Here is a 20489-nt window from a genome sequence, read left to right as displayed (position 1 = left end):
AATTCCTGAAGATTAGATCTCATTTTTCAGAAGTATCTAGATTTCTTTTTGTGAATTTTAATACAGATTCCCTTGAACGTTCAATTCCACTTTTATTTTCATTATAGTATTTTGAAACATACGCATAGAAAATAATACTGACCGTTAGCAATTGTGCAAACAGCGAACTTGTTGCTGCACTTCGAAACTTAGCCTCTGGTGCACGTACATGATGTAAAGACATATCGACTTTTTTAGTTAATCCATTGTTCCCCAAGCGCGATAATCCAATTGTTTTAATCCCATATGCTTTAGCTATATCAACAAGTTGCAGAACTTCTTCCGTTTCGCCACTATTAGAAATACAGAAAAAAACGGTATTCTTCGATGATGAAGCAAGCGCCGTGGCCGTAATATGCGGGTCTTGATTGGCACTCACAATCTTTCCTAATCGCAACCATTTCTGTGTAATATCTTCAGCAATGAGCCATGATGCTCCTAATCCATAGACATAAATGACATCTGCATTTCTCATGGTTTCAACTATATTGTCTAGCACGGCTTCATCTAAATAATGTGCTGTTTCTTGTATAGCTTGGACAGAGTTAGAAACTATTTTATTTTTAATTGACGCAATCGTTTCATTAGGTTCAATGTCATAGAATCCTTTTTTCTCTGGTTGCGAAGTAAGAGATGATAAAGATACCTTTAATTCTGAAAAACTGTTAACTTTTATGGAACGACAAAATCTTGTTACAGCCGAACTGCTGGCATTGGCTTGAGCAGCTAATTCATGTATCGTCATCCTTATTGTGTCCTTAGGATTTTCTAATACATATTGGGCAATTTTTCTTTCAGATTTGGGCAATTGATTTAATAAGCTTTCTATTTTTAATAAAACATTTTCAACGTGCATATTATTTGCTCCCTTGATCTTTAATTACCTTAAATGTTTCAATGCTATGTAATAGCAACCTAATGTGGACGTTACGTCTTCTAAAACAAGATTTACGTCTGGTTTTTCAAGTTGAATATGTTTAATAAAAGAGCTTTGCACTAATGGGATATTAGTCAAAATGCTACCTTTTATTGCAATTGTAACATGTTCACTAAGCTTTAACTTCCTGCAAACATCAAGGGTATTTTTAGAAAGGTGGTAACCTGCCTGTCTAAGAATATTTTGCGAGAAATCATCGCCAGTATCTGCATGTTGAACAATCAGGGGAACAAAAGCTGCAATCTCGGCTTTCGTTGAAGTATAAATGAACTTCTTCAGTTCTAATACACTGTGATATCCTAGTTTTTTAAGGAATGACTTAGTTAAGTGGCTATAATTCAATCCTTCATCTTCTTCTTTGGTCATTTTTATAAAAGCCTGCATCGCAATCCAATAGCCGCTTCCTTCATCTCCAAGTATATGTCCCCAGCCACCAGCCATCTTCTCGGTACCATTATGGATGCCGATACTTACAGAACCTGTTCCTGAAATGGTCAAAATGCCATCTTTTCCTTTTAGTAGTGCAGCATGAGCGATAATTCCATCATTTACTATGGTAAATGGGGTATTAAATGCATTTCTTAATGCATTTTCTATCCCCTCTGAATTTTCTACCCCTCCAAACCCTGCTAATCCTAAGCAAATGTAGTGACACTTTCCTTGAATAGGGGCCAAGCATTGTTCTATTGCAGAAATGATGTTAGCAATGGCTTGTTTTTCATTTATAAGCAAATTTCCAAATCCCGCTTTGCCTTCACTTATTTTATGACCACCTAAATCATAGGCAACTGCTTCGGTTTTCGTGCCACCACCGTCAACACCGATAATATAACTCATATCATTCTCCTATTCATGAAAAAAGGGAGGAATGTTAATCTTCCTACCCTTTTTTCCTTTGAAGATTCTAATTCAAATTGAATTGGAATTTTCCCCATGGCTCCAAATAATCTAGCAGAAAAACTTCCTCTTCTGCTAATCTGCCAACTACATTCGTTTTCCCTGAGTTCTTCATATCTTTCAATGCAATCTGCAATTCACCTTTATATTGCCCATAGAGCTCATTTTCAATTAAAATATCACCACGTTTAATATCTGGCGTAAATGTTGGTTTAAAATCTTCGTTTTTATACTTCACGCGTGATTGAGTCGAGCGAATAAGATAATCGGATACATCTCCACGGTAAAAATGAAATTCTTCCAAGACGATTTTTTTCTCTAAAACAGTAATGGTTTCATGAAGATTCACATTAAATGCTAACAGATCACTGTTTAACATGCTAAGTTGTTTCAATTCTTGTTCAGATGCGTAGGCATTTGCAATAATTACATCATCTATTAATCCTGTCGCAAACAAGTGCTTCGCTTGTGTCGTAATGGGCAATTCCCTGTGCATTTCTAATGTACATAATCCTTCCGTTATAGGCCAAGGTCCATATGTTGCTGCTTGTGAGCTAACGAATGCGCCCGTGCGGATATTATGCTTTTTGAAAGACTCACAGCATTTTATAAAGTGAGGATAGCTCAACCCTGCATAGCGATGTGGATAGAAGTTATGTGATCCGACCAAGTTTTCTTTATTAGGTTTGTAATCCATGATGTTTTCTAAATATTTTGTTGCATTGCTCATGTTTATCTCAATTTTCAGGCCATATGGATTATGTGTCATAATCGACTCTTCATTTCCAGTAAAACCCATGTCCAATCTGATTCCATACGCACCTAACTCTGCAAAAAATGATAAGTCATTATAAGAAATGCCTAAAGCCCCAAATACTCGAGGCGCAATATCGACCATCACTTCCATATTCAATTGGTTGGCAAAAAAAATCGTTTCTTTAAACTCTTTTAAAATCTTCTCTTTATCACCTTCGACGGATAGCAAGCATGTAAAGATCTTTTTGAATCCGTATTTGTGTGCCAATGCAATGTATTCCATGTCTTTTTCAACGGTGGAATGCTCTGGATAGATGGAAATACCTAGTTTGCCCATTGTTTAATCACCTCTTTGTTTTTATTACTGTTGTGGGGCTAGCTTTTTTACAATACGAATCATATGTTCAATTAGTTTTTGTTCACTCATTGCCGTCATCAAGTGATCCTGGGCATGAATCATTAATAAAGTCTTTTCACTGGGAGCTCCATTCAATTCTGCCTGGATAAGCTTGGTTTGAGTCTTATGGGCCAAGTTTAATTCATCCTGAGCCTGTTTAATAAGTTCATCTGCTTTTTCAAAATTGAATTCTTCCGCTTCTGACAATGCTTCAAATGCTAATCCTCTCGCATTTCCACTATGTGATATTATTTCAAAAATTTCCATTTCATTATTATTCATTTCCATTGACATATCATTTACACTCCTATTGATGTTCGATTTTGAAAGTAATTTTTTCATTAAAAAGCTGTTTTCCAAATAAACGCTAAATCATTCACGCATTTTTATTGAAGAATTTAGGTAAATATTCTTCATGTGCTTTTAACAGTCTTTGTAAAACCAATTCCGCCAGATCATCACTTGGGATAAGCGGGTTAATCGTTAAAGCTAACAATGCTTTATCATAAGAACCTGTAACAGCTGCTTCTGCTCCTATTCTTTCGAATGATTTAATTTGTTGAATCAAGCCATGCACTTGGACGGGTAATTTACCCATTGTGATGGGAATTGGACCATTTTTGGTGACAATACAGCTTACCTCGACTGCTGAATCATAATCAATTTCAGTAAGCGATCCTTTATTTTGTACATTTAACACTTGAATGTCCTTTTTATCATTATAAATAGAAGAAATGACATTACATGCTGCATCACTATAGTAAGCTCCACCACGCTGCTCTAATTGTGGAGGCTTGATGTCCAGGTTTTCATCTTTGTAAAGGTCGAACAAACCTTCTTCTAACCTTTTCACAATTTCAGCTCTGGTTTCCCCTGATTTGAATGCTTCCAGCTCTTCTTCTAAAATCATTTTTGTTTTGTAATAATAGCGATGATATGGGCAAGGAACCACTCCTAATGATTTCAAAAACCTTCTGTTCCAAGCTAGAGGAGCAATATTCTTCATCGTCATCTGTATTTCCGGGTCACCCAGCATATCAAGCACTTTATCTGTTACTTCTTGATCATCAACGAACACATGTATCCCGAATACCATATGATTTAACCCAGCGAAATCTATGTGTACTCTCTTCATTTCAACACCCAACATGTTAGAAATGGACATATGCATATTGAATGGGACATTGCATACCCCAATGATTTTTTTATGCTTACTATAACGGAGAAGAGCTTCCGTTATCATACCAGCAGGGTTTGTGAAGTTAATTAACCATGCATTAGGACAAAGCTCTTGCATTTCTTCTGCTATTTCCAGCAGAATGGGGATTGTTCGTAATGCCTTAGACAATCCACCAGCACCATTCGTTTCTTGGCCAATTAATCCTAATTCCAACGGGATACGCTCGTCTTTGACCCGTGCATCAAGTAAACCGACTCTCATTTGCGTTGTGACAAAATCCGCATTTTTCAAGGCTTGACGGCGATCTAATGTAAGATGAATTTCCATTGGAATCCCTGCTTTTTCTACCATTCTCCTTGCTAAGGTTCCTACAATCTCCAGTTTTTCTTTTCCTGCTTCGATATCCACTAACCAAAGTTCACTAATAGGCAATTCATCAAAACGTTTAATGAAACCCTCTATTAATTCTGGTGTATAACTAGAGCCACCACCAATTGTGGCAACTTTTAGCCCTTTCTTCTTTTCCATTCTCCTAACACCTCATAAGCAAGCATATATTTAATAACATTTTAGCCAATTACACATAAATAATGGCATAACAAACCAGTGCGCTTACTGCTAGTAAAGACAAGAATAATAGTGACGCTTGTTTCTTGTTTTTAAACTTACCTTCAACCAAACAAACCACCATCGTCAAACCTGCGCTTATGGCAAAGGTATTTCCTAAGTACAGTGAAAATTGTTTATCTATCTCAAAGGCATTCATTACTGTGTTAAAGATAAAATTAAAAACAAGAATAAAGCTAAAAAATAGAAAGGCACTTTTGTAACTAAAAAAGTGAATTCTGGATGTTGAATTCATGTTTATCCTCCCTCTCTCTATTATAGTAAAAGGAGCTTGGAGCATTTAGTCCAAACTCCCCTTAAGCGTGTTCCTTATAAAGCGATATTTTTATTATCTGTTGTTTCTACCATGTTTTCTTGTGCCAAAAGCTTTTTATCGTACATTTTAAAGAATGGCAGATAAATAATAACGGAAATTGTTAAATTCACCATGACTAGAACAATGGCTCTCCAATCACCGCCTGTTGAAAGGTAGGCACCTATTGGAGCTGGTAATGTCCAGGGAACCATTACATAAGTGGGGTTTACCATTCCAATGGACGTTGCTATATAGGCAAGTGTCGCACCAATTAGTGGCGTTATGATAAATGGAATGATCAAAATTGGGTTTAATACAATTGGCATCCCAAAAATAACAGGTTCATTGATGTTAAAGATGCTTGGAACAATTGTTGCTTTCCCCATTGCTTTACTATAGGTAGATTTTGCCGTTAAGAGCATGGCGATGACTAACCCCAATGTTGCACCAGACCCACCAATCCAAATGAACCATTGGAAGAATGTTTCAGGAGCTACGTGGGGAATTACCTTTCCAGCTGCAACTGCTGCAGAGTTATTCGCTAAGTACACTTCCCAAACGGGACGAGCAACTGCACCCACTACGGATACGCCATGAATACCAAATGACCAGAAGAATGTAATTAAGAACACTGGGATCAATACACCTGGCAATGTATCGCCTGCACTAATGAGAGGTGCAACCGCTTTATCAACAAGTGAATGTAAATCAACAGCAAAAACGACTGTAATTAAGGTCATGACAAGCAGTACGATTGTAACCGGTATTAAAGCTTCAAATGAACGGGCTACTGAAGTTGGAACGGAATCCGGCATTTTAATCGTGACATTTTTGGTCTTACATAGACGTAAAATTTCAACAGCAAAAATGGAAACAAGCATTCCTACAAAAAGACCATGGCCCCCGAGATTTGTCATTGGCAATACAAACCCTACACCATCCATCATTTTTACACCTATTGTGAACAAGAAGGCTGCTAAAGATAGTAAACCTCCTGAAAGCGGATCAAGTTTATAGCTTTGAGATAAACTGTAGCCTATACCAAAAGTAATATATAACGTCATAATAAACATCGTTAATCGATACGGTATTAAAATTTCTGCTATGTGTTTTGCTGCCCATTCACCTATTGCAGAGTCTGCTGAAACAGGCGGGAAAGCAATGATTAAGAATAAACTCCCAAAGATGATGAATGGTAACGCAGAAACCACACCATCCCGAATTGCGCGCAAATGTTTTTGCTCAGACAATTTAGCCATCGGTGTTGAAAGATTATTTTCTAAAAAAGCTACAAACTTGTCCATTGGTTGTTTTCCCCTTTTACGTTTGATAGATAAGAAATTCTCGTTAGGTTATTATTTTGCTAGGTCGGTTACTAGTTTTAATAGCTTAGGGCCACCCAGAGGACTGTAAGCTTGAGCAGGTATTGCTTCACATGGGACACCCGCTTCATCGGCAGATGCCTTAAAGCCATCAAAACGATGCTTGACTTGAGGAGCTACCATTGCAACATCCCAACCGTTTCGAACCTCCGCATCAAATTCCTGTGTGCCAACTGCTAACACTTCTATATTTACACCTTGTTTTTCTCCTTCCTTTTTTAAAGCGCTTACAACGATTGCACTTGACATTCCACCTGAACATACGAATAATACTTTCATAATTAATTCCCCCATTATTTTTTATTAAAAGCTTAAATCGTTTTTCTAATGAATCCTTGTGCTTTTTCCAAACGATTTGATGCTTCTTCATATGAAACATTTGTTAATATCATGACAATTGCAACTTTAGGCTGAGAATGTGCCTTTTCTAAAAATTCATCTGCAACTTCATAACTACAGTCAGTAGCGTCCATGATAATACGTTTTGCACGTTCAACTAACTTTTCATTTGTCAGCTGTAAATCTACCATTAAATTCCCATAAACTTTTCCAACACCAACCATTGAAGCTGTGGAAAGCATATTACATACTAATTTTTGGGATGTTCCAGCTTTTAAACGTGTAGAACCAGTCAGAACCTCAGGCCCACTTACAACTTCAATCGCAACTTTTGCGATCTTCCCTATCTCTGATCCTTCGTTACAGCTAATGGATACTGTACCTGCCCCAACTTGATTGGCATATTCCAAACCGGCAATGACATATGGAGTGCGTCCACTAGCCGCAATGCCTACTACAACGTCTTTGTTTGTTAATTCGATTCCCTTTAAATCTTCAGGACCTAATTCAAAACTGTCTTCGGCACCTTCTACCGCTTTAATGAAAGCCTTTTCCCCGCCTGCTATTATACCTACTACTTCACTAGGGTCAGTATTGAATGTGGGAGGACATTCCACGGCATCCAATAAACCGATACGCCCGCTTGTTCCGGCACCCATGTAAATTAATCTGCCGTTATTTTTCATTGCTGCAACGATCATTTCAACAGCTTTTGAAATTTGCGGAAGTTCTTTTTTTACACAATGGGCAACTTTTATGTCTTCTTCGTTCATCACCTCTAAAAATTCAAGCGTTTTCATTTCATCCAAACACATGGTCTTTTCATTACGACGCTCTGTCGTTAAATGCTCTAGCATACATATCATCCTTTTTAATTCAGTAGTGATGGTTTTGAAATATCTTTTATCTATAGAGAATATAACATTACTAAAAATAAATTTCAATATTGTATATACTTTTTTAAAAATTAATTTTAGAATATACGTAATCTACTTGAATTATTTGCTACATTTCTACTAAAAATGTCGTTTTACATTAAAATAGCTATTTCGATGTTTTTACTAGACATCTCTCTATTGATCGTGACGACATGCGTATATTCATTATTTGTTAACGCTTACAAATAATCGCATATAAAAATTAGAAAATGAAATGAGGTTGTTCTATTGATGAATGGAAGAATTGCAAAGAGAAAATTAGGTTCATTGGCACTTACTGCATTAGTGGGAGGATCCCTTCTCCTTCCAACTGATTTGATTGCAAGTGCGGAGTCAACACCACTCCCACAACAAACGACTTATGTAAAACAGGAACTGCGCGCAACTTGGATTGCGAGTGTGTTAAACATTGACTGGCCGTCCAAACCTGGATTATCTGTTTCCACTCAAAAAGAAGAATTTATAAAATATTTGGATGAACAAAAAGCGATGGGGATGAATGCTGTCGTCATGCAGATTAAACCGACTGCTGATGCTTTTTACCCTTCTGAATATGGTCTTTGGTCACAATATTTAACAGGCGTTCAAGGAAAAGATCCGGGATACAATCCTCTTGCATTCATGGTTGAAGCGGCACACGATCGCAATATGGAATTCCATGCGTGGTTTAATCCTTACCGCATTACCATGCCTCTAGGTAAAACGGCTGAGCTAACGGATCTTGATAAACTTCCAGAATCTCATCCTGCTAGAAAGCACCCGGATTGGGTTATACCCTATGGACAACAATTGTATTTTAACCCAGGCGTTCCTGAAGTACAGCAGTTTGTGATTGACGGAATTATGGAAGTGGTTAAAGATTATGATATCGATGCAGTCCATATGGATGATTATTTTTACCCTTACAAGATTGCTGGAGTACCTTTCCCAGATGAAGGATCCTATCAAAAATATGGTGCAAGTAAATTTCCAAATATAGAAGATTGGCGCAGGGATAATGTAAACAATCTTGTAAAGCATATTAATGAACAAATCAAAGCTGAAAAACCATATGTGAAGTTTGGTATTAGCCCATTTGGAGTTTGGCGTAACAAAGCAGTCGATCCCACAGGTTCAGACACTGCTGCAGGACAAACGAATTACGATGATTTATATGCGGATACTAGGACTTGGATCAATAATGGATACATTGATTATATCGCGCCCCAATTATACTGGAATATAGGGTTGCCAGTAGCCGACTATGCAAAACTCCTTGATTGGTGGACTAAAGAAGTCGAAGGTAAAAACGTTCAGCTCTATATTGGACAAGGAGACTATAAAATTAATACAGAGTCGAACGGGGTCCAAAACTGGTTTAATCCAGAGGAAATGCCAAACCAGTTAAAATTAAATCGGACCTATAAAGAATTTGATGGAAGCATGCATTTCAGTGCGAAAGACCTTCGTAATAATCCACTGGGGATAGCAGATCGATTAAGCAACGATATTTATAAATATCCCGCATTGGTTCCGCCAATGCCTTGGATAGATGATAATGCCCCAAAGGCTCCAAATTTGGGCAGAGTAAAACAAACAAGCGATGGCATACAATTTGAAATTGCCGATCACAAGCATTCAGATTCATCGTATTATGCCATTTATCGTTTTGAAGGAAAGAAAAAAGGAAACATTGAAGATTCTAAGAACTTGCTGACAACAGTTCATAAAGAAATGAAAAGTCAATTATTTAATGATCCCACTGTAGAAAAAGGAAAGACTTACACATATGTTGTGACAGCCTTGGATCGCACCCATAATGAAAGCAAACAAACGAAGCAAATGATAATAAAAGTAAAATAATCATCAACATCATTAAAGTATGATAGAGGCCGAAAAGTAACCAATAAGCGTATTTCCCTTACAATGGTGAAGGATAAAACATGCAAGAATTTTTGTGTATAATATACTCTTGCAAAATGATTGGTTATTAAGGAAAAGACAACAATTAGAGGTAGGTGGATTGACAATGTACATAGTAGGATTAATGTCTGGAACATCATTAGATGGAATTGATGCTGCACTTGTTCGAGTGAATAATAGTGGGCTAAAGACTGAAATTGAAATGATTGAGTTCATTACCTATCCTTTTCCAAAAGCTATTGAAAATGAAATTATGCAGGCTTTGTCCATAGAAACATCCAATGTGCAGTTAATTTGCAGTTTGAATTTTAAGTTAGGAAAATTATTTGCCGAAGCGGTAAAGGAAGTTTGTAATAAAGCTAGATTTCCAATTGAAGAACTGGATCTTATAGGATCCCACGGTCAAACCATTTACCACCAGCCTTTACAGGAACATAATTGGATACCCTCAACGTTGCAAATTGGGGAAGCTGCTGTTATCGCTCATGATACGAACACTATGGTGATATCAAATTTTCGTACGATGGACATGGCTGCAGGAGGACAAGGAGCTCCGCTTGTTCCTTTTACTGAATATATACTTTATAGAAGTGAAACGAAGGGGAGATTACTTCAAAATATAGGGGGCATTGGAAATGTAACCGTCTTACCCAAGCAAGCATCTCTGGATGACATGTATGCTTTTGATACAGGGCCTGGTAATATGATCATTGATGAAGTATGCCGCCAACTGTTCCATATAAAATATGATGACGGTGGTAAATTAGCTAAGCAAGGACACATTAATGATGAACTATTATCTTATTGTATGAGTCACCCTTATATTATGAGCCCTCCACCAAAATCAACTGGTAGAGAATTGTTTGGCAAGCAGTATGTAGTCGAACTTTTAAAGATGTTCGAATCACTTCCAAACCATGATATTTTAGCAACCGTAACGATGTTTACGGCAAAATCTATTGTAGAGAACTATCGCAATTTCATCTTTCCAAAAACCGATATAGAAGAAGTGATTATTGGCGGCGGTGGCAGCTACAATAAAACATTATTAGATATGATCCAATCCTTACTTGGAACGTCTATTCAAGTCTTAACCCAAGAAGAGTTGGGATACTCTTCTGAAGCAAAAGAAGCGGTAGCATTTGCCCTGCTTGCAAATGAGACCTTTCACCGTAACCCAAGTAACGTTCCCAAAGCAACCGGCGCTAAAACTGATGTCATCCTTGGAAACATCACCTTCCCTCCTTCAAACATTGAATGAAGAAAAAAAATACTATAAAATAATCAATTCCCCTTAGATGATATATCTTAGGGGAATTTTCTTTAAGAGTACCCTTTATTAGGCCGAATTATTTGATTGTGGGACGAATTAATCGTTTGTCGGTCGGATTCTTTTCGGTGAAGGATGAATTATCTCGATTGTAGGCCGGATTATATTTTGGGATATTAGTATATGCCGGCTGTTCTGTAAAGAATGAACCCCCGTTTTTAGTTTATGGCAGGAAGTTCAGGAGCCACTGATTTCGTCAACCTTTGATGTGATTGTGCCTATTAGAATAGATAGGATGTTTCTACTACAGTAATGTTCCCATCTGGAGTTTAATCAAGAACCTAGTGCTCTTTTTCAACTAGTTTTTGGGGACGGATTCTCATCATTCGATTCACTTTTTCGGAACCAAGAAGCATGGCAATCATGTAAGCTAGTGCAAAGTACGGGAATATGCCGATTGTCGTATGCGAAGCCAATATCCCGAGCAAAGGCGGCAAAAAGGTAGTGCCTGTGTAAGCGACAGCCATTTGATAACCTATAATGGATTGTGAATGCTTTTTTCCAAATCGAATTGGGGTTTCATGAATCATGCATGGATAAATAGGAGCTAAGCCTAGTCCAGCCAAAATGAAGCCGGCGAGTGACATGTAAACTGGTAATGGCAAAATAAAAAGCACTATACCAATTATCGCTGTAATTTGTCCCGATCGAATCAGCTTCTCGTTGCTGACCCTAAAGGTAATGAACCCTGTAATAAGCCGCCCCAGTGTAATTCCACCATAAAAAAAAGAAACCCACTGCGCGGCCACAGCTGCGGAAATACCCTTGCTACCAACAAGATAACTGCTTCCCCAAAGTCCCAGTGTTGATTCAACTCCGCAATAAAAGAAGAATGAAAGCAATGCAAATTTGACACCTTTAATTTTTAACGGTTTCACCCCATAAGCTCGCTCATCCGGCAAAGACTCTGTACGCCCTGCTTCAGCCTCCATTTGTTTTTTTCTTGAAACTTTTGACCATAAGGGAAGAGTCAATAAAAGCAAGCAGGCTAAGCCTAATTGTAGAAAAGCAATGGTAAAATAACCATCTCTCCATGAACCTTTATTTGCTATAAAATAAGATATCATGATTGGCCCTATACTAGCTCCCACACCCCAAAAACAATGAAGCCAGCTCATATGATGAGATTTATAATGGAGTGCGACATAGTTATTCAATGCAGCATCGATGGCCCCAGCACCAAGCCCTAGCGGCACCGCACATATGATAAGCCAATAGAGAGAGGGGGCATAGGAAAAGCCTAACAAGGCTGCAGCCGTAAGGATTACACTAATTAATGTGACTTTCCCGGTCCCTATACGGTCATTAAGCCACCCGCTAGCTAAGCTTGAGAGGATTGTACCTGCAGCGATGATCATATAAAGAAAACCGGCAGTCTCCAGAGGCTGCCCAAAATCCGACTGCATAACCGGCCATGCGACACCCAATAAGGAATCCGGTATTCCAAGGCTAATAAATGCCAAATAGATCATAATTAATAAGAGAGTAGCCAAGAATTTCCCCTCACTTTCGGATTGATCACTTTCTTTCTATAAACTTAGCATGTGTTCAAGCGCAAGATGCTGTAGTCCATGAAGATAATCTTCCCGCCATTCACTTAATGCAAAGTTAGGAAGGTGCTTCATTGGTACGTATTTTGCGCATTCTTTCTTTAGCCGTTCAAGCATTTCCACACTGATTTCTGCCTTACTGAAAATAACCGCATGAGGGTTGATGATTGCTGTCATCGACGCAATTAACCGACTGAGAGACTCAATGTTCTCGCCCTTTTTTGATTCCTTTTCCTGTTTCACTGCCTGAAGAAAATTAAGATCATCATACAATGGAACGAAAGAAATCTCACCTGTGAAAAAGGAGCTTCCCCGAACAACATCTCCATTAATCAGCAAACCGGCACCCGGTCCATTATGTCCTGAGTAAATATAAACGATCGATTGGTTTTCATGGAATTTTTCAGTCCGGTTATGATACCCAAGAACGGCCGCATTCATATCATTCTCCAATACTACTGGGATGGTGAATGATTCTTCTAGGCAACTTTGTAAGTCTAGATTAAGAAACTTCTCATAACCAGGAATATAGATGATTCGCCCATTTTTAACGGAACCAGGTACACCGAGTGCGATTGCGCAGATTTTCGGAAATTGTGCAAGAGTATCCCCAATCAATCTCTTTAAGGAATCCAGATCGTCATGGATCATATTTTTATGCACGCCTTGTTCCTTAACTTCACCGAAACAATTAAATATCGTAATGGCTGTTTCTTCCTTTTCCAATAAAATTGACATTCCTAACATATGCTCGGGGTTATATGCATAACGATGGGCTCTCCTGCCTCCACTGGATTTATCCAAACCGACAACAAGTACCTCCCCGCTCTTCTCCATTTGGACAATCATTTTGCTGACAGTGGGAAAACTGATGTCTAACTTCTGGCTAAGTTCAACCTTAGTAGCACTCCCCATCTTTATTAGAGTTAATCGAATTCCGTGAAGTATCCGTATCCTCAAGTTTTTAGGGGTATACAATTGTTCATCCATGTAAATCACCCACTTAATTAAATTGTTTAATAAGTATATGTATGCACTCTAATTCCTTGCATGTTTCATCATTCTAACTGAGACGAATAACCGCATTGTCTAAACCCACCTTTTATCATCTTTTCGTATATTGTTGTCATGTTCCACATCTCACATGGATTATCGTAACTTATTAAACTGGTTTAATAAGCAAAACCAACATATCATCAATGATTTTCGTTGTCAAAATTTTTTTATTTCCCTTCACATTATTGATGAAGGTTTCGATTTGACTGCCCTTAATGAAGGGGTTGAAATTAGTTCCCGATGTTGCTATTTATATAGGTTCCAAAGAAAATACATTTTTGGCGATTTATTTTTTGTCTTTAACATTTACAGGTCTTATCGAATTTGACCTAACATACCTCAAATTTGCCCTCATATGTTACCAGGGATCTTCTGGATACTGATAGTACCCCCCAATCCGATTTAATTTCAACTAGAGGAAAAAAACGTGAATGTTTTAGTTAGGTCTCTTTAAATCTATTTAATTGTTTCCGATATATACAACAAGCTGGATAATTTATCACTTCGAGAAGGAGTAACAAAGATGAATAGACTAAGTACGAAAATAGGTTTCGTTCTTTTAACAGGCATGATCGTTACATTGATTGGAAGTTTATTTTTAATGTATAAGAGTACCAATGATACGGTTGAGAAAACAATAGCTATGAGCAGCTTAGACTTAGCAAGCAACATCGCTCAAGGAATAAATCCAATATCTTATGCGGAGTTTTTAAGTAATCAATCTGAAACAACAACATATTGGGATATACGTGAACAGTTAAACGATTATAAACAAAAAACTGGAGCGTTGTATGTATATACATTAGGGATTAACGAAAAAAGCGAAAAGGTTCAAATTCTTATAGATGGAATGAGTAAGGGAGATAAAAAGGCATCTCCTATTTTTACTCCTACAACAGCAACTACCTATCCGGATGTAAAAAGCGTTATGAAAGGAAAGGTTTCTACCACTTCCATCGTTCATGATACTGAATATGGTGACTATTTATCCGTCTTTGTTCCAATAAAAAAAGGGAATGAGGTCATTGGAATATTAGGGGTAGATATTGATGCAAGCAAAGTGGATTCTACAGCCAGCAAGGTTCTGAGCGGCATCCTTCCTTTAACAATCATTATCAATGTCATCTTAATGGCAATCGTGGTGGGCGCTTTAATATGGTTCTTGACTAGAAAGTTAAGACCTCTTCACAAAGTCAGCATGGCTGCAAAGGAAATCGCAAATGGGGATTTAATAACAGCCAATATACTGATCAACAATACTAGGGTAAATGGGAACGACGAAATCAAAGTTTTAGTGAAATCATTCGAAGAAATGATTACCAATACAATTATGATGGTTAACTCCATGAAAAGCTCATCACTACAGCTTTTGGAAGCATCAAGTGATATCGAACACAAAATCAAAGAAATGGATACTTCCACACAATATATTGTTAAAGGCATTCAGCAAGTTGCAGGAGCTACAGAAGTACAATTGCACAGAAGTGAAGAATCATCTAGGGTCATAGAGGAAATGACCATTGGGATACAAAAAATCGCCGAAGCTTCGTCGGAAGTCAGCGAACAAACAAATCATGTTTCTATTCAAATGTCCACTGGAAATGAAGATTTAAATGAACTTTCCAATCAAATCTTACAAGTAAAAGATGTGATGCTGCAAACAAGTTCAGAAATAAAAAAACTAGACGAACAAGCAAACGAGATCGTGAATATCGTACATTTAATTAGAGGAATAGCAGAGCAAACAAACCTGCTAGCACTAAATGCGGCCATTGAAAGTGCTAGAGCTGGTGAACAAGGTAAAGGTTTTGCGGTCGTATCGAATGAGGTACGAAAATTAGCCGTGGGTACCAAGGAATCAGCTATCAATATACAAGAATCCCTGCTTAATTTTAAATCCATCATTAATAAATCAGTGACAATGATGGAAACTGGAACGAAAGAGGTTGAAGAAGGGACAAAGGTTGTCCTGAATACTAGAGAAACTTTTAAACAGACCATAAAATCTTATGAGCATGTTAGTGATCAGATTCAAGAAATATCTGCCATTACAGAGCAAATGGCTGCAGGTTCTCAAGAAATCCATGCTTCGATAGAGGATTTTGCTGGTTTAACAAAGGAAACAGCTGAGGTATCAAAGCAAGTGGCACATTCAACCGATCAACAAGCAACATCCATGGAGGACATCTCATTCTCAACCTCTTCGATGGTAAAGCTCGCTAATGACCTAGAAAAATCTGTTGAACAGTTTAAAGCGTAATACCTTTATCCACTACTCTTCTACAACAACAAAAAAGGGATTTTGCTAGTCTAGCAGAATCCCTTTTCTATCTTCCCATGTGTTACGGGAAGACAGTACCAACACCTATCTTTACCGCACTCACCTGCAAGAACAGATTTAAAGTTTCTTGACCAAATCGGGAAACAAAATGACTATACAATGGTCTGCTACTTAAAGCTGTCCTTTCTCAACGATAGTGACCTTTGATAAACTTGGATTATCAAAACCCACCCATATTTTGCATTTTAATTGGAGAAAATCTTAAAAAATTTATTCAAACACTATTGGGTGTTCCATTTAACTCCACACCCTAATGTTATTCGATTATTTTATTCTCCATCCTCTGGAAATGAAAAAACTACCTTGTGATTGCTAGGTAGATTTTTCATTCTTCCTATTTATATTATTTTGGAAATTGGGAAAACTAGGTTAATTACTCTCCATAATTATATCCTTATTCATACTTTCTTCATTAGATGTATTTCTTTTTGCAGGTTTAACCATTTTTATAATCGCAATAGACACAATTGACAAAATACCCATAATTAAAAAACCTGTTGATATTGAAAATGTTTCAATGATAATTCCAATCAGTACTGGCCCCAAAAACATTCCAGCAGAATATAAACTTTGGAACAAGCCCATTCTCGTGGATTGTTTAATCTCAGGTATATTTTCAACAGCCCAGGAAGTGACCACCGTAAAGATTAGCCCGTAACCGAAACCTTGAAATGCCTGTAATAGAAAAAGCATCGTTAAATTTTCAGCATAAGGTATCAATATGATGATGACCCCTTGTAAAACAGCTCCTAAAATCGCTGTATTCATTAAACCGATTTTTTTATAAAAAAGGGCTCCACATAATCCAGCGGCTAAACCATATATAATCAGGTGAGTGTTTGCCAGCATGCCAATCAATAGTGGGTTTGCTCCAAGGTCGGTTGCAACTAAAGGTGTGAACGTATCCCTTGTTCCAATGGTGACCATCAAAGCAATCGTTGCTAGAACAGAAATGACCCAGATTTTTTTATCAGTGATTTGCTCCACAAGTATTTTCTTATCGTATTTTACTTTAACCCCTTTAATACTTAGGTCTTTTGTGAAAAATGTTAAAGCCAGCGCAAGTATGGCGGCGGCCACCGCTACTAAAAAGCTATACCGATAACCATAACTATTGGCCACTAATGCACCAATGGTTGTCCCTAGAATGGAGCCTACAGGCGATGCAACACCCAATATCGCCACCGCTTTTGCAGCTTCCTTCACACCAAAATAAGAGGCGAACATAACATTGTAAATAACCCAGGTGGAACCAGTTAAACCGTCCGAAATTTTCCCAAGATACAATGTTGTTGCATTTGGTATGAAAAAGGCTAGCGTCCACATTACAATGGTTACCAGCAACCCCATTTGGATAAACAATCTTCGTTTATGCAGCATATCCGAAAATACGCCTATCGGAAGTCGTGTCAATAAGGCCACAATTCCTGAAATTCCGATTATACTGCCTATAATAACTGAATCGAACCCCAGATCCTTAGCATAAGAGGAGATAAATGGATCAAATGCCGTAATGGTGACAAAGAACAACAAGCTAATGATAAAGAATAAGATGGTTTCTTTTCGATTATTAAATTTAGTTTTGTTCATATATTCCACCCTTTCATTCCCCTCCCTTTCGTGTCCCTTATTACAGAAAGGCGATGCTATTAATGTTTACACATATTCTCATATATTTTCCAGGGCTAAAATCTAATCTGCAGATACAGCCCATCCACCTGACACCAATTTCAGGCAGAATGGGATTATCCGTTTCTTCCTGGCGGCTGCACCAGAAGCATGTCCTTAATTGAATGCGTTTTCAGCAATTCCTATCATTAAGAGCACACTCATGTCATCCTGACAGTTGCCGATAATTTATGGCCTTCCAAGCCTTCAATTTCTGATTGATCTTCCGCATGGGATGCCAGGAATTGAATGCCTTGGCCTCTGATTTCCTGATGTGTCATAACTTTCACATAACTTCCTGCCCAAAGTCCCCCGGTATATCTTGCTGCCTTCTGTGTCGGCAATGTATGGTTCGTTCCAGAGACTTTGTCAGAGAAAACGACGGAGCTGCCTTCATCAAGGAATAATGATCCATAGTTATTTAGTTTATCCATCAAATCACGGCTATTTTTGATATGCAAATGTAGATGTTCAATGGCATAATCATTGCAAATATCCAGTCCTTCTTGTAATGAATCGGCATGGATGATTTCCCCTCTTTTTTCCCATGATTCGTGTGCAGGGGAAGATGGTGAGAAGGTTTTCAAAAAGCCTTCGATTTCTTTTTCCGTTTCTTCGGCAACTGCTCGGGACGTTGTGACAAGAATGGCCCGTGCGTACGGATCGTGTTCAGCCTGGGCAAGTAAATCAGCCGCTATTTTCGTAGGTGACGCTGAATCATCAGCTAAAACCATCACTTCACTAGGTCCAGCAATGAGATCTATGCCCACTTTGCCGAACACTTGACGTTTTGCTTCTGCTACAAACCGGTTTCCTGGTCCAGCGATGATATCCACTTCTGGGATGGATTCGGTTCCATATGCCATGGCGGCAATTGCCTGCGCCCCGCCAATTGCAAAAATGTCTGTAGCACCAGAGCGGAGCAAGCCATATAAAACTGCCGGATGGATGCCGCCTTCATAATTGGCCGGGCTTGCTGCAACGATTCTTTTTGCTCCTGCTACCTTTGCTGGAGCAACGACCATGGGTCCTGATGATAATAACGGGAATCTCCCGCCTGGAACATAGGCCCCCACCTTTTCGATCGGTACGATTCTATGACCCATCCTAATCCCCTCGCCAAAATCCTTTTCGAATGGAGTCAGGCAGCTCAACTGTGCTTTAGCAAATTCGGATACTCTTTCCACGACTCGGTCAATCAGCACTTTTACCTCTTCAGGAAGAGTCCTGATACAACGCTCGATCTCCTCTTCACTAACCCGGACCGGACGATCGGAATCACCAAATTTTTTCTCATATTCCCGTACGGCATCATCTCCGCCCGCTTTTACATTTTCAATAATCGACTTCACGGTTTGTTCTACTTCATGTGAAGAGGTCTGTTCAAATACATCCGCTTTCTTCATATATTCCATCCTATTTTCCCCCTAATCATTTTTTAGTGAAGAGACGGCTGCAGCACAGCCGTCAACTGATCAATCATGATACGCCGGTAAAATTCCCATCATCCATTGTGGATTCGCCATCTTGTTGTGATTCGTATTCGTCAGGCAAATAAATTTGACGCAACACTTCCATCCCATCAAACAATAACCATTCCTCCGAAATTTTTTCATTACGGATTTTATAGTGGCTGATTCCAGCAATATCAATGGCTTTTCCGCTAGGGGCCCCGAAGTACCCTGTTCCTTCGTGCACTCCTTGTATCCTCCAGCGTACCGCTACATCCCAATCACTGTCAGATCCGCGTCTATTACAAGTTACCCTTTCAAGAATCACTTTTCCATTCGGTACGGAGGCAAAAAGGCTCATGAACATTCCTTGAATTTCACTAACTCCGATTACATCCTTGTTGCAGACATAATGTACGACCGCATTTTCTTCATAATATTCCCGGACAAAATTAAATGAGCGCCGAGCCCAAATTCGATTGAATACAAGCTGCATGAACTCCCCTATCTCGAACTCATCAGAAGATGGAGTGAATAGTTTTGGAGGAAGCCCCATTTCTGCTGTCTCTTTAAATCCGAATTGAATAGAAGGAGCAAGATTTTGAGTGCTTTTAGCCATTTTTTTAGCGAACTCGACCGGATCCAATCCAAGTTGTTGGATAAGATGATAGGTATCCATCACAAGCCATTCTTCGTAAATCTTATTATTCAAAATCAGGCAATCCGCGCTTGTTCTGAACATGACTTTCTTTCCAGTAGCTGGACCATATAAACTATCGCCAAGATTCGTTGCAACGGACCGCCCTCGGTGTGAGGTAAAAAATCCTGCTTCATCATCACCTGACCAGATTACACTCCATCCCAGCCCTTTCCGATCCGGAAAAGCATGCAATGTTTGCAGCGTGCCTGAAATGACCTCGTTGACCCCATGACTATTTATCAAACCTTTATGAACAGATATGCTTGTGCTATACGTATCGTAAATAAGCCCGATGTCTTTCTCTTTCCAGATTTGCCGTGTGATTTTCACAATATAATCAACGATGTTATTGTATTCTGGGTTAAAACCGTTCATCCTCTGTTTCTTTTGTTTCGTTTCTTCTATATTCATATAGTCATAGTCATCTTTTGTATCTAGCATATTAACGTCATCAGCGTCAGCATAGAAGATGAAGTTTGCTGATTTCTTGACAGTCCGATTTGCTTTTTTTGAATCTACTTTGTTTCCACTTGAAGTAACATCGATTGAATCCAGCTTTTTTTCTACCATTATACCCATCCCTTTTTCGTACAGAAATTATTTTTTAATAATAAACTCTCTCTATTTAAAAAACCGTTTATTTCAAGGTAGACCCTTAAAATAATAGATTTGGCCTTTAGTAAGAATTCCCCTGTGGTTGCTCT

Annotated in this window: 17 protein-coding genes; 3 read left to right on the top strand and 14 right to left on the bottom strand. The window is 38.4% G+C overall.

What is annotated here, in order from left to right; genetic code table 11:
• Positions 1–19: 19 nt before the first annotated feature.
• From ACQKMH_RS19810 to murQ, 9 genes are all read right to left on the bottom strand, one after another.
• On the bottom strand, positions 20–895 hold the full coding sequence (locus ACQKMH_RS19810; RefSeq protein ID WP_427589130.1) for a MurR/RpiR family transcriptional regulator: 876 nt from the start codon (positions 893–895) through the stop codon (positions 20–22).
• 24 nt (positions 896–919) lie between these two features.
• On the bottom strand, positions 920–1813 hold the full coding sequence (locus tag ACQKMH_RS19805) for an N-acetylglucosamine kinase (RefSeq protein ID WP_427589129.1): 894 nt from the start codon (positions 1811–1813) through the stop codon (positions 920–922).
• 67 nt (positions 1814–1880) lie between these two features.
• A complete protein-coding gene (locus tag ACQKMH_RS19800) occupies positions 1881–2966 on the bottom strand; it encodes a DUF871 domain-containing protein (protein ID WP_427589128.1) in 1086 nt (361 codons plus the stop codon).
• Between the two features lie 24 nt (positions 2967–2990).
• A complete protein-coding gene (locus ACQKMH_RS19795; protein ID WP_230159587.1) occupies positions 2991–3320 on the bottom strand; it encodes a PTS lactose/cellobiose transporter subunit IIA in 330 nt (109 codons plus the stop codon).
• 82 nt (positions 3321–3402) lie between these two features.
• The gene (locus ACQKMH_RS19790; RefSeq protein WP_427589127.1) at positions 3403–4734 is read right to left on the bottom strand and encodes a 6-phospho-beta-glucosidase; all 1332 of its coding nucleotides are present in this window, start codon (positions 4732–4734) and stop codon (positions 3403–3405) included.
• 49 nt (positions 4735–4783) lie between these two features.
• Positions 4784–5068, bottom strand: a complete 285-nt coding sequence (locus ACQKMH_RS19785; protein WP_427589126.1) for a hypothetical protein — start codon at positions 5066–5068, stop codon at positions 4784–4786.
• Positions 5069–5142: 74 nt separating this feature from the next.
• Complete coding sequence (locus tag ACQKMH_RS19780) at positions 5143–6432, bottom strand: PTS sugar transporter subunit IIC (protein ID WP_427589125.1); 1290 nt, start codon at positions 6430–6432, stop codon at positions 5143–5145.
• 51 nt (positions 6433–6483) lie between these two features.
• The gene (locus ACQKMH_RS19775) at positions 6484–6789 is read right to left on the bottom strand and encodes a PTS sugar transporter subunit IIB (protein WP_427589124.1); all 306 of its coding nucleotides are present in this window, start codon (positions 6787–6789) and stop codon (positions 6484–6486) included.
• Between the two features lie 32 nt (positions 6790–6821).
• Positions 6822–7715: an N-acetylmuramic acid 6-phosphate etherase gene (murQ, locus tag ACQKMH_RS19770; RefSeq protein ID WP_427589123.1), complete on the bottom strand. Its 894-nt coding sequence runs from the start codon at positions 7713–7715 to the stop codon at positions 6822–6824.
• A 303-nt stretch (positions 7716–8018) separates the two neighbouring features.
• Between murQ and ACQKMH_RS19765 the strand changes: the two genes are divergently transcribed.
• The gene (locus ACQKMH_RS19765; protein WP_427589363.1) at positions 8019–9629 is read left to right on the top strand and encodes a family 10 glycosylhydrolase; all 1611 of its coding nucleotides are present in this window, start codon (positions 8019–8021) and stop codon (positions 9627–9629) included.
• 166 nt (positions 9630–9795) lie between these two features.
• Positions 9796–10950 carry an anhydro-N-acetylmuramic acid kinase AnmK gene (gene anmK, locus ACQKMH_RS19760; RefSeq protein ID WP_427589122.1) on the top strand — a complete coding sequence of 385 codons (1155 nt, stop codon included), beginning with the start codon at positions 9796–9798 and terminating at the stop codon, positions 10948–10950.
• 350 nt (positions 10951–11300) lie between these two features.
• On the opposite strand, the gene ACQKMH_RS19755 is transcribed toward anmK, so the two are convergent.
• Together ACQKMH_RS19755 and ACQKMH_RS19750 are read right to left on the bottom strand one after the other, a co-directional pair.
• Positions 11301–12512: an MFS transporter gene (locus ACQKMH_RS19755; RefSeq protein ID WP_427589121.1), complete on the bottom strand. Its 1212-nt coding sequence runs from the start codon at positions 12510–12512 to the stop codon at positions 11301–11303.
• 36 nt (positions 12513–12548) lie between these two features.
• Entirely contained in the window at positions 12549–13559 is a 1011-nt protein-coding gene (locus tag ACQKMH_RS19750) for an ROK family protein (RefSeq protein WP_427589120.1), read from the bottom strand.
• A gap of 589 nt (positions 13560–14148) precedes the next feature.
• Here ACQKMH_RS19750 and ACQKMH_RS19745 point away from each other — a divergent pair.
• On the top strand, positions 14149–15885 hold the full coding sequence (locus ACQKMH_RS19745; RefSeq protein WP_427589119.1) for a methyl-accepting chemotaxis protein: 1737 nt from the start codon (positions 14149–14151) through the stop codon (positions 15883–15885).
• A gap of 450 nt (positions 15886–16335) precedes the next feature.
• Here the strand turns inward: ACQKMH_RS19745 and ACQKMH_RS19740 are convergent, their stop codons facing one another.
• The 3 genes from ACQKMH_RS19740 to ACQKMH_RS19730 form a co-directional block, all read right to left on the bottom strand.
• Positions 16336–17556: an MFS transporter gene (locus ACQKMH_RS19740; RefSeq protein WP_427589118.1), complete on the bottom strand. Its 1221-nt coding sequence runs from the start codon at positions 17554–17556 to the stop codon at positions 16336–16338.
• 239 nt (positions 17557–17795) lie between these two features.
• Entirely contained in the window at positions 17796–19049 is a 1254-nt protein-coding gene (gene hisD / locus ACQKMH_RS19735; RefSeq protein ID WP_427589117.1) for a histidinol dehydrogenase, read from the bottom strand.
• A 64-nt stretch (positions 19050–19113) separates the two neighbouring features.
• Positions 19114–20355, bottom strand: a complete 1242-nt coding sequence (locus tag ACQKMH_RS19730) for an ester cyclase (RefSeq protein ID WP_427589116.1) — start codon at positions 20353–20355, stop codon at positions 19114–19116.
• Between the last annotated feature and the right edge of the window lie 134 nt (positions 20356–20489).

The sequence above is a fragment of the Peribacillus sp. NPDC097895 genome (assembly GCF_050277555.1).
Classification (GTDB): Bacteria; Bacillota; Bacilli; order Bacillales; family DSM-1321; genus Peribacillus.
Note: the sequence above shows the minus strand (reverse complement) of the source record. Positions and strands in the feature narration are given on the sequence as shown.

Bases quoted from the DNA above. Each gene is read 5' to 3' on its own strand.
- ACQKMH_RS19765 (WP_427589363.1), top strand. From the start codon at position 8,019: ATGAATGGAAGAATTGCAAAGAGAAAATTAGGTTCATTGGCACTTACT.
- murQ (WP_427589123.1), bottom strand. From the start codon at position 7,715: ATGATATGTATGCTAGAGCATTTAACGACAGAGCGTCGTAATGAAAAG.
- hisD (WP_427589117.1), bottom strand. From the start codon at position 19,049: ATGGAATATATGAAGAAAGCGGATGTATTTGAACAGACCTCTTCACAT.
- ACQKMH_RS19745 (WP_427589119.1), top strand. From the start codon at position 14,149: ATGAATAGACTAAGTACGAAAATAGGTTTCGTTCTTTTAACAGGCATG.
- ACQKMH_RS19805 (WP_427589129.1), bottom strand. From the start codon at position 1,813: ATGAGTTATATTATCGGTGTTGACGGTGGTGGCACGAAAACCGAAGCA.
- ACQKMH_RS19800 (WP_427589128.1), bottom strand. From the start codon at position 2,966: ATGGGCAAACTAGGTATTTCCATCTATCCAGAGCATTCCACCGTTGAA.
- ACQKMH_RS19750 (WP_427589120.1), bottom strand. From the start codon at position 13,559: ATGGATGAACAATTGTATACCCCTAAAAACTTGAGGATACGGATACTT.
- ACQKMH_RS19795 (WP_230159587.1), bottom strand. From the start codon at position 3,320: ATGTCAATGGAAATGAATAATAATGAAATGGAAATTTTTGAAATAATA.
- ACQKMH_RS19740 (WP_427589118.1), bottom strand. From the start codon at position 17,556: ATGAACAAAACTAAATTTAATAATCGAAAAGAAACCATCTTATTCTTT.
- ACQKMH_RS19780 (WP_427589125.1), bottom strand. From the start codon at position 6,432: ATGGACAAGTTTGTAGCTTTTTTAGAAAATAATCTTTCAACACCGATG.
- ACQKMH_RS19775 (WP_427589124.1), bottom strand. From the start codon at position 6,789: ATGAAAGTATTATTCGTATGTTCAGGTGGAATGTCAAGTGCAATCGTT.
- ACQKMH_RS19790 (WP_427589127.1), bottom strand. From the start codon at position 4,734: ATGGAAAAGAAGAAAGGGCTAAAAGTTGCCACAATTGGTGGTGGCTCT.
- anmK (WP_427589122.1), top strand. From the start codon at position 9,796: ATGTACATAGTAGGATTAATGTCTGGAACATCATTAGATGGAATTGAT.
- ACQKMH_RS19785 (WP_427589126.1), bottom strand. From the start codon at position 5,068: ATGAATTCAACATCCAGAATTCACTTTTTTAGTTACAAAAGTGCCTTT.
- ACQKMH_RS19810 (WP_427589130.1), bottom strand. From the start codon at position 895: ATGCACGTTGAAAATGTTTTATTAAAAATAGAAAGCTTATTAAATCAA.
- ACQKMH_RS19730 (WP_427589116.1), bottom strand. From the start codon at position 20,355: ATGGTAGAAAAAAAGCTGGATTCAATCGATGTTACTTCAAGTGGAAAC.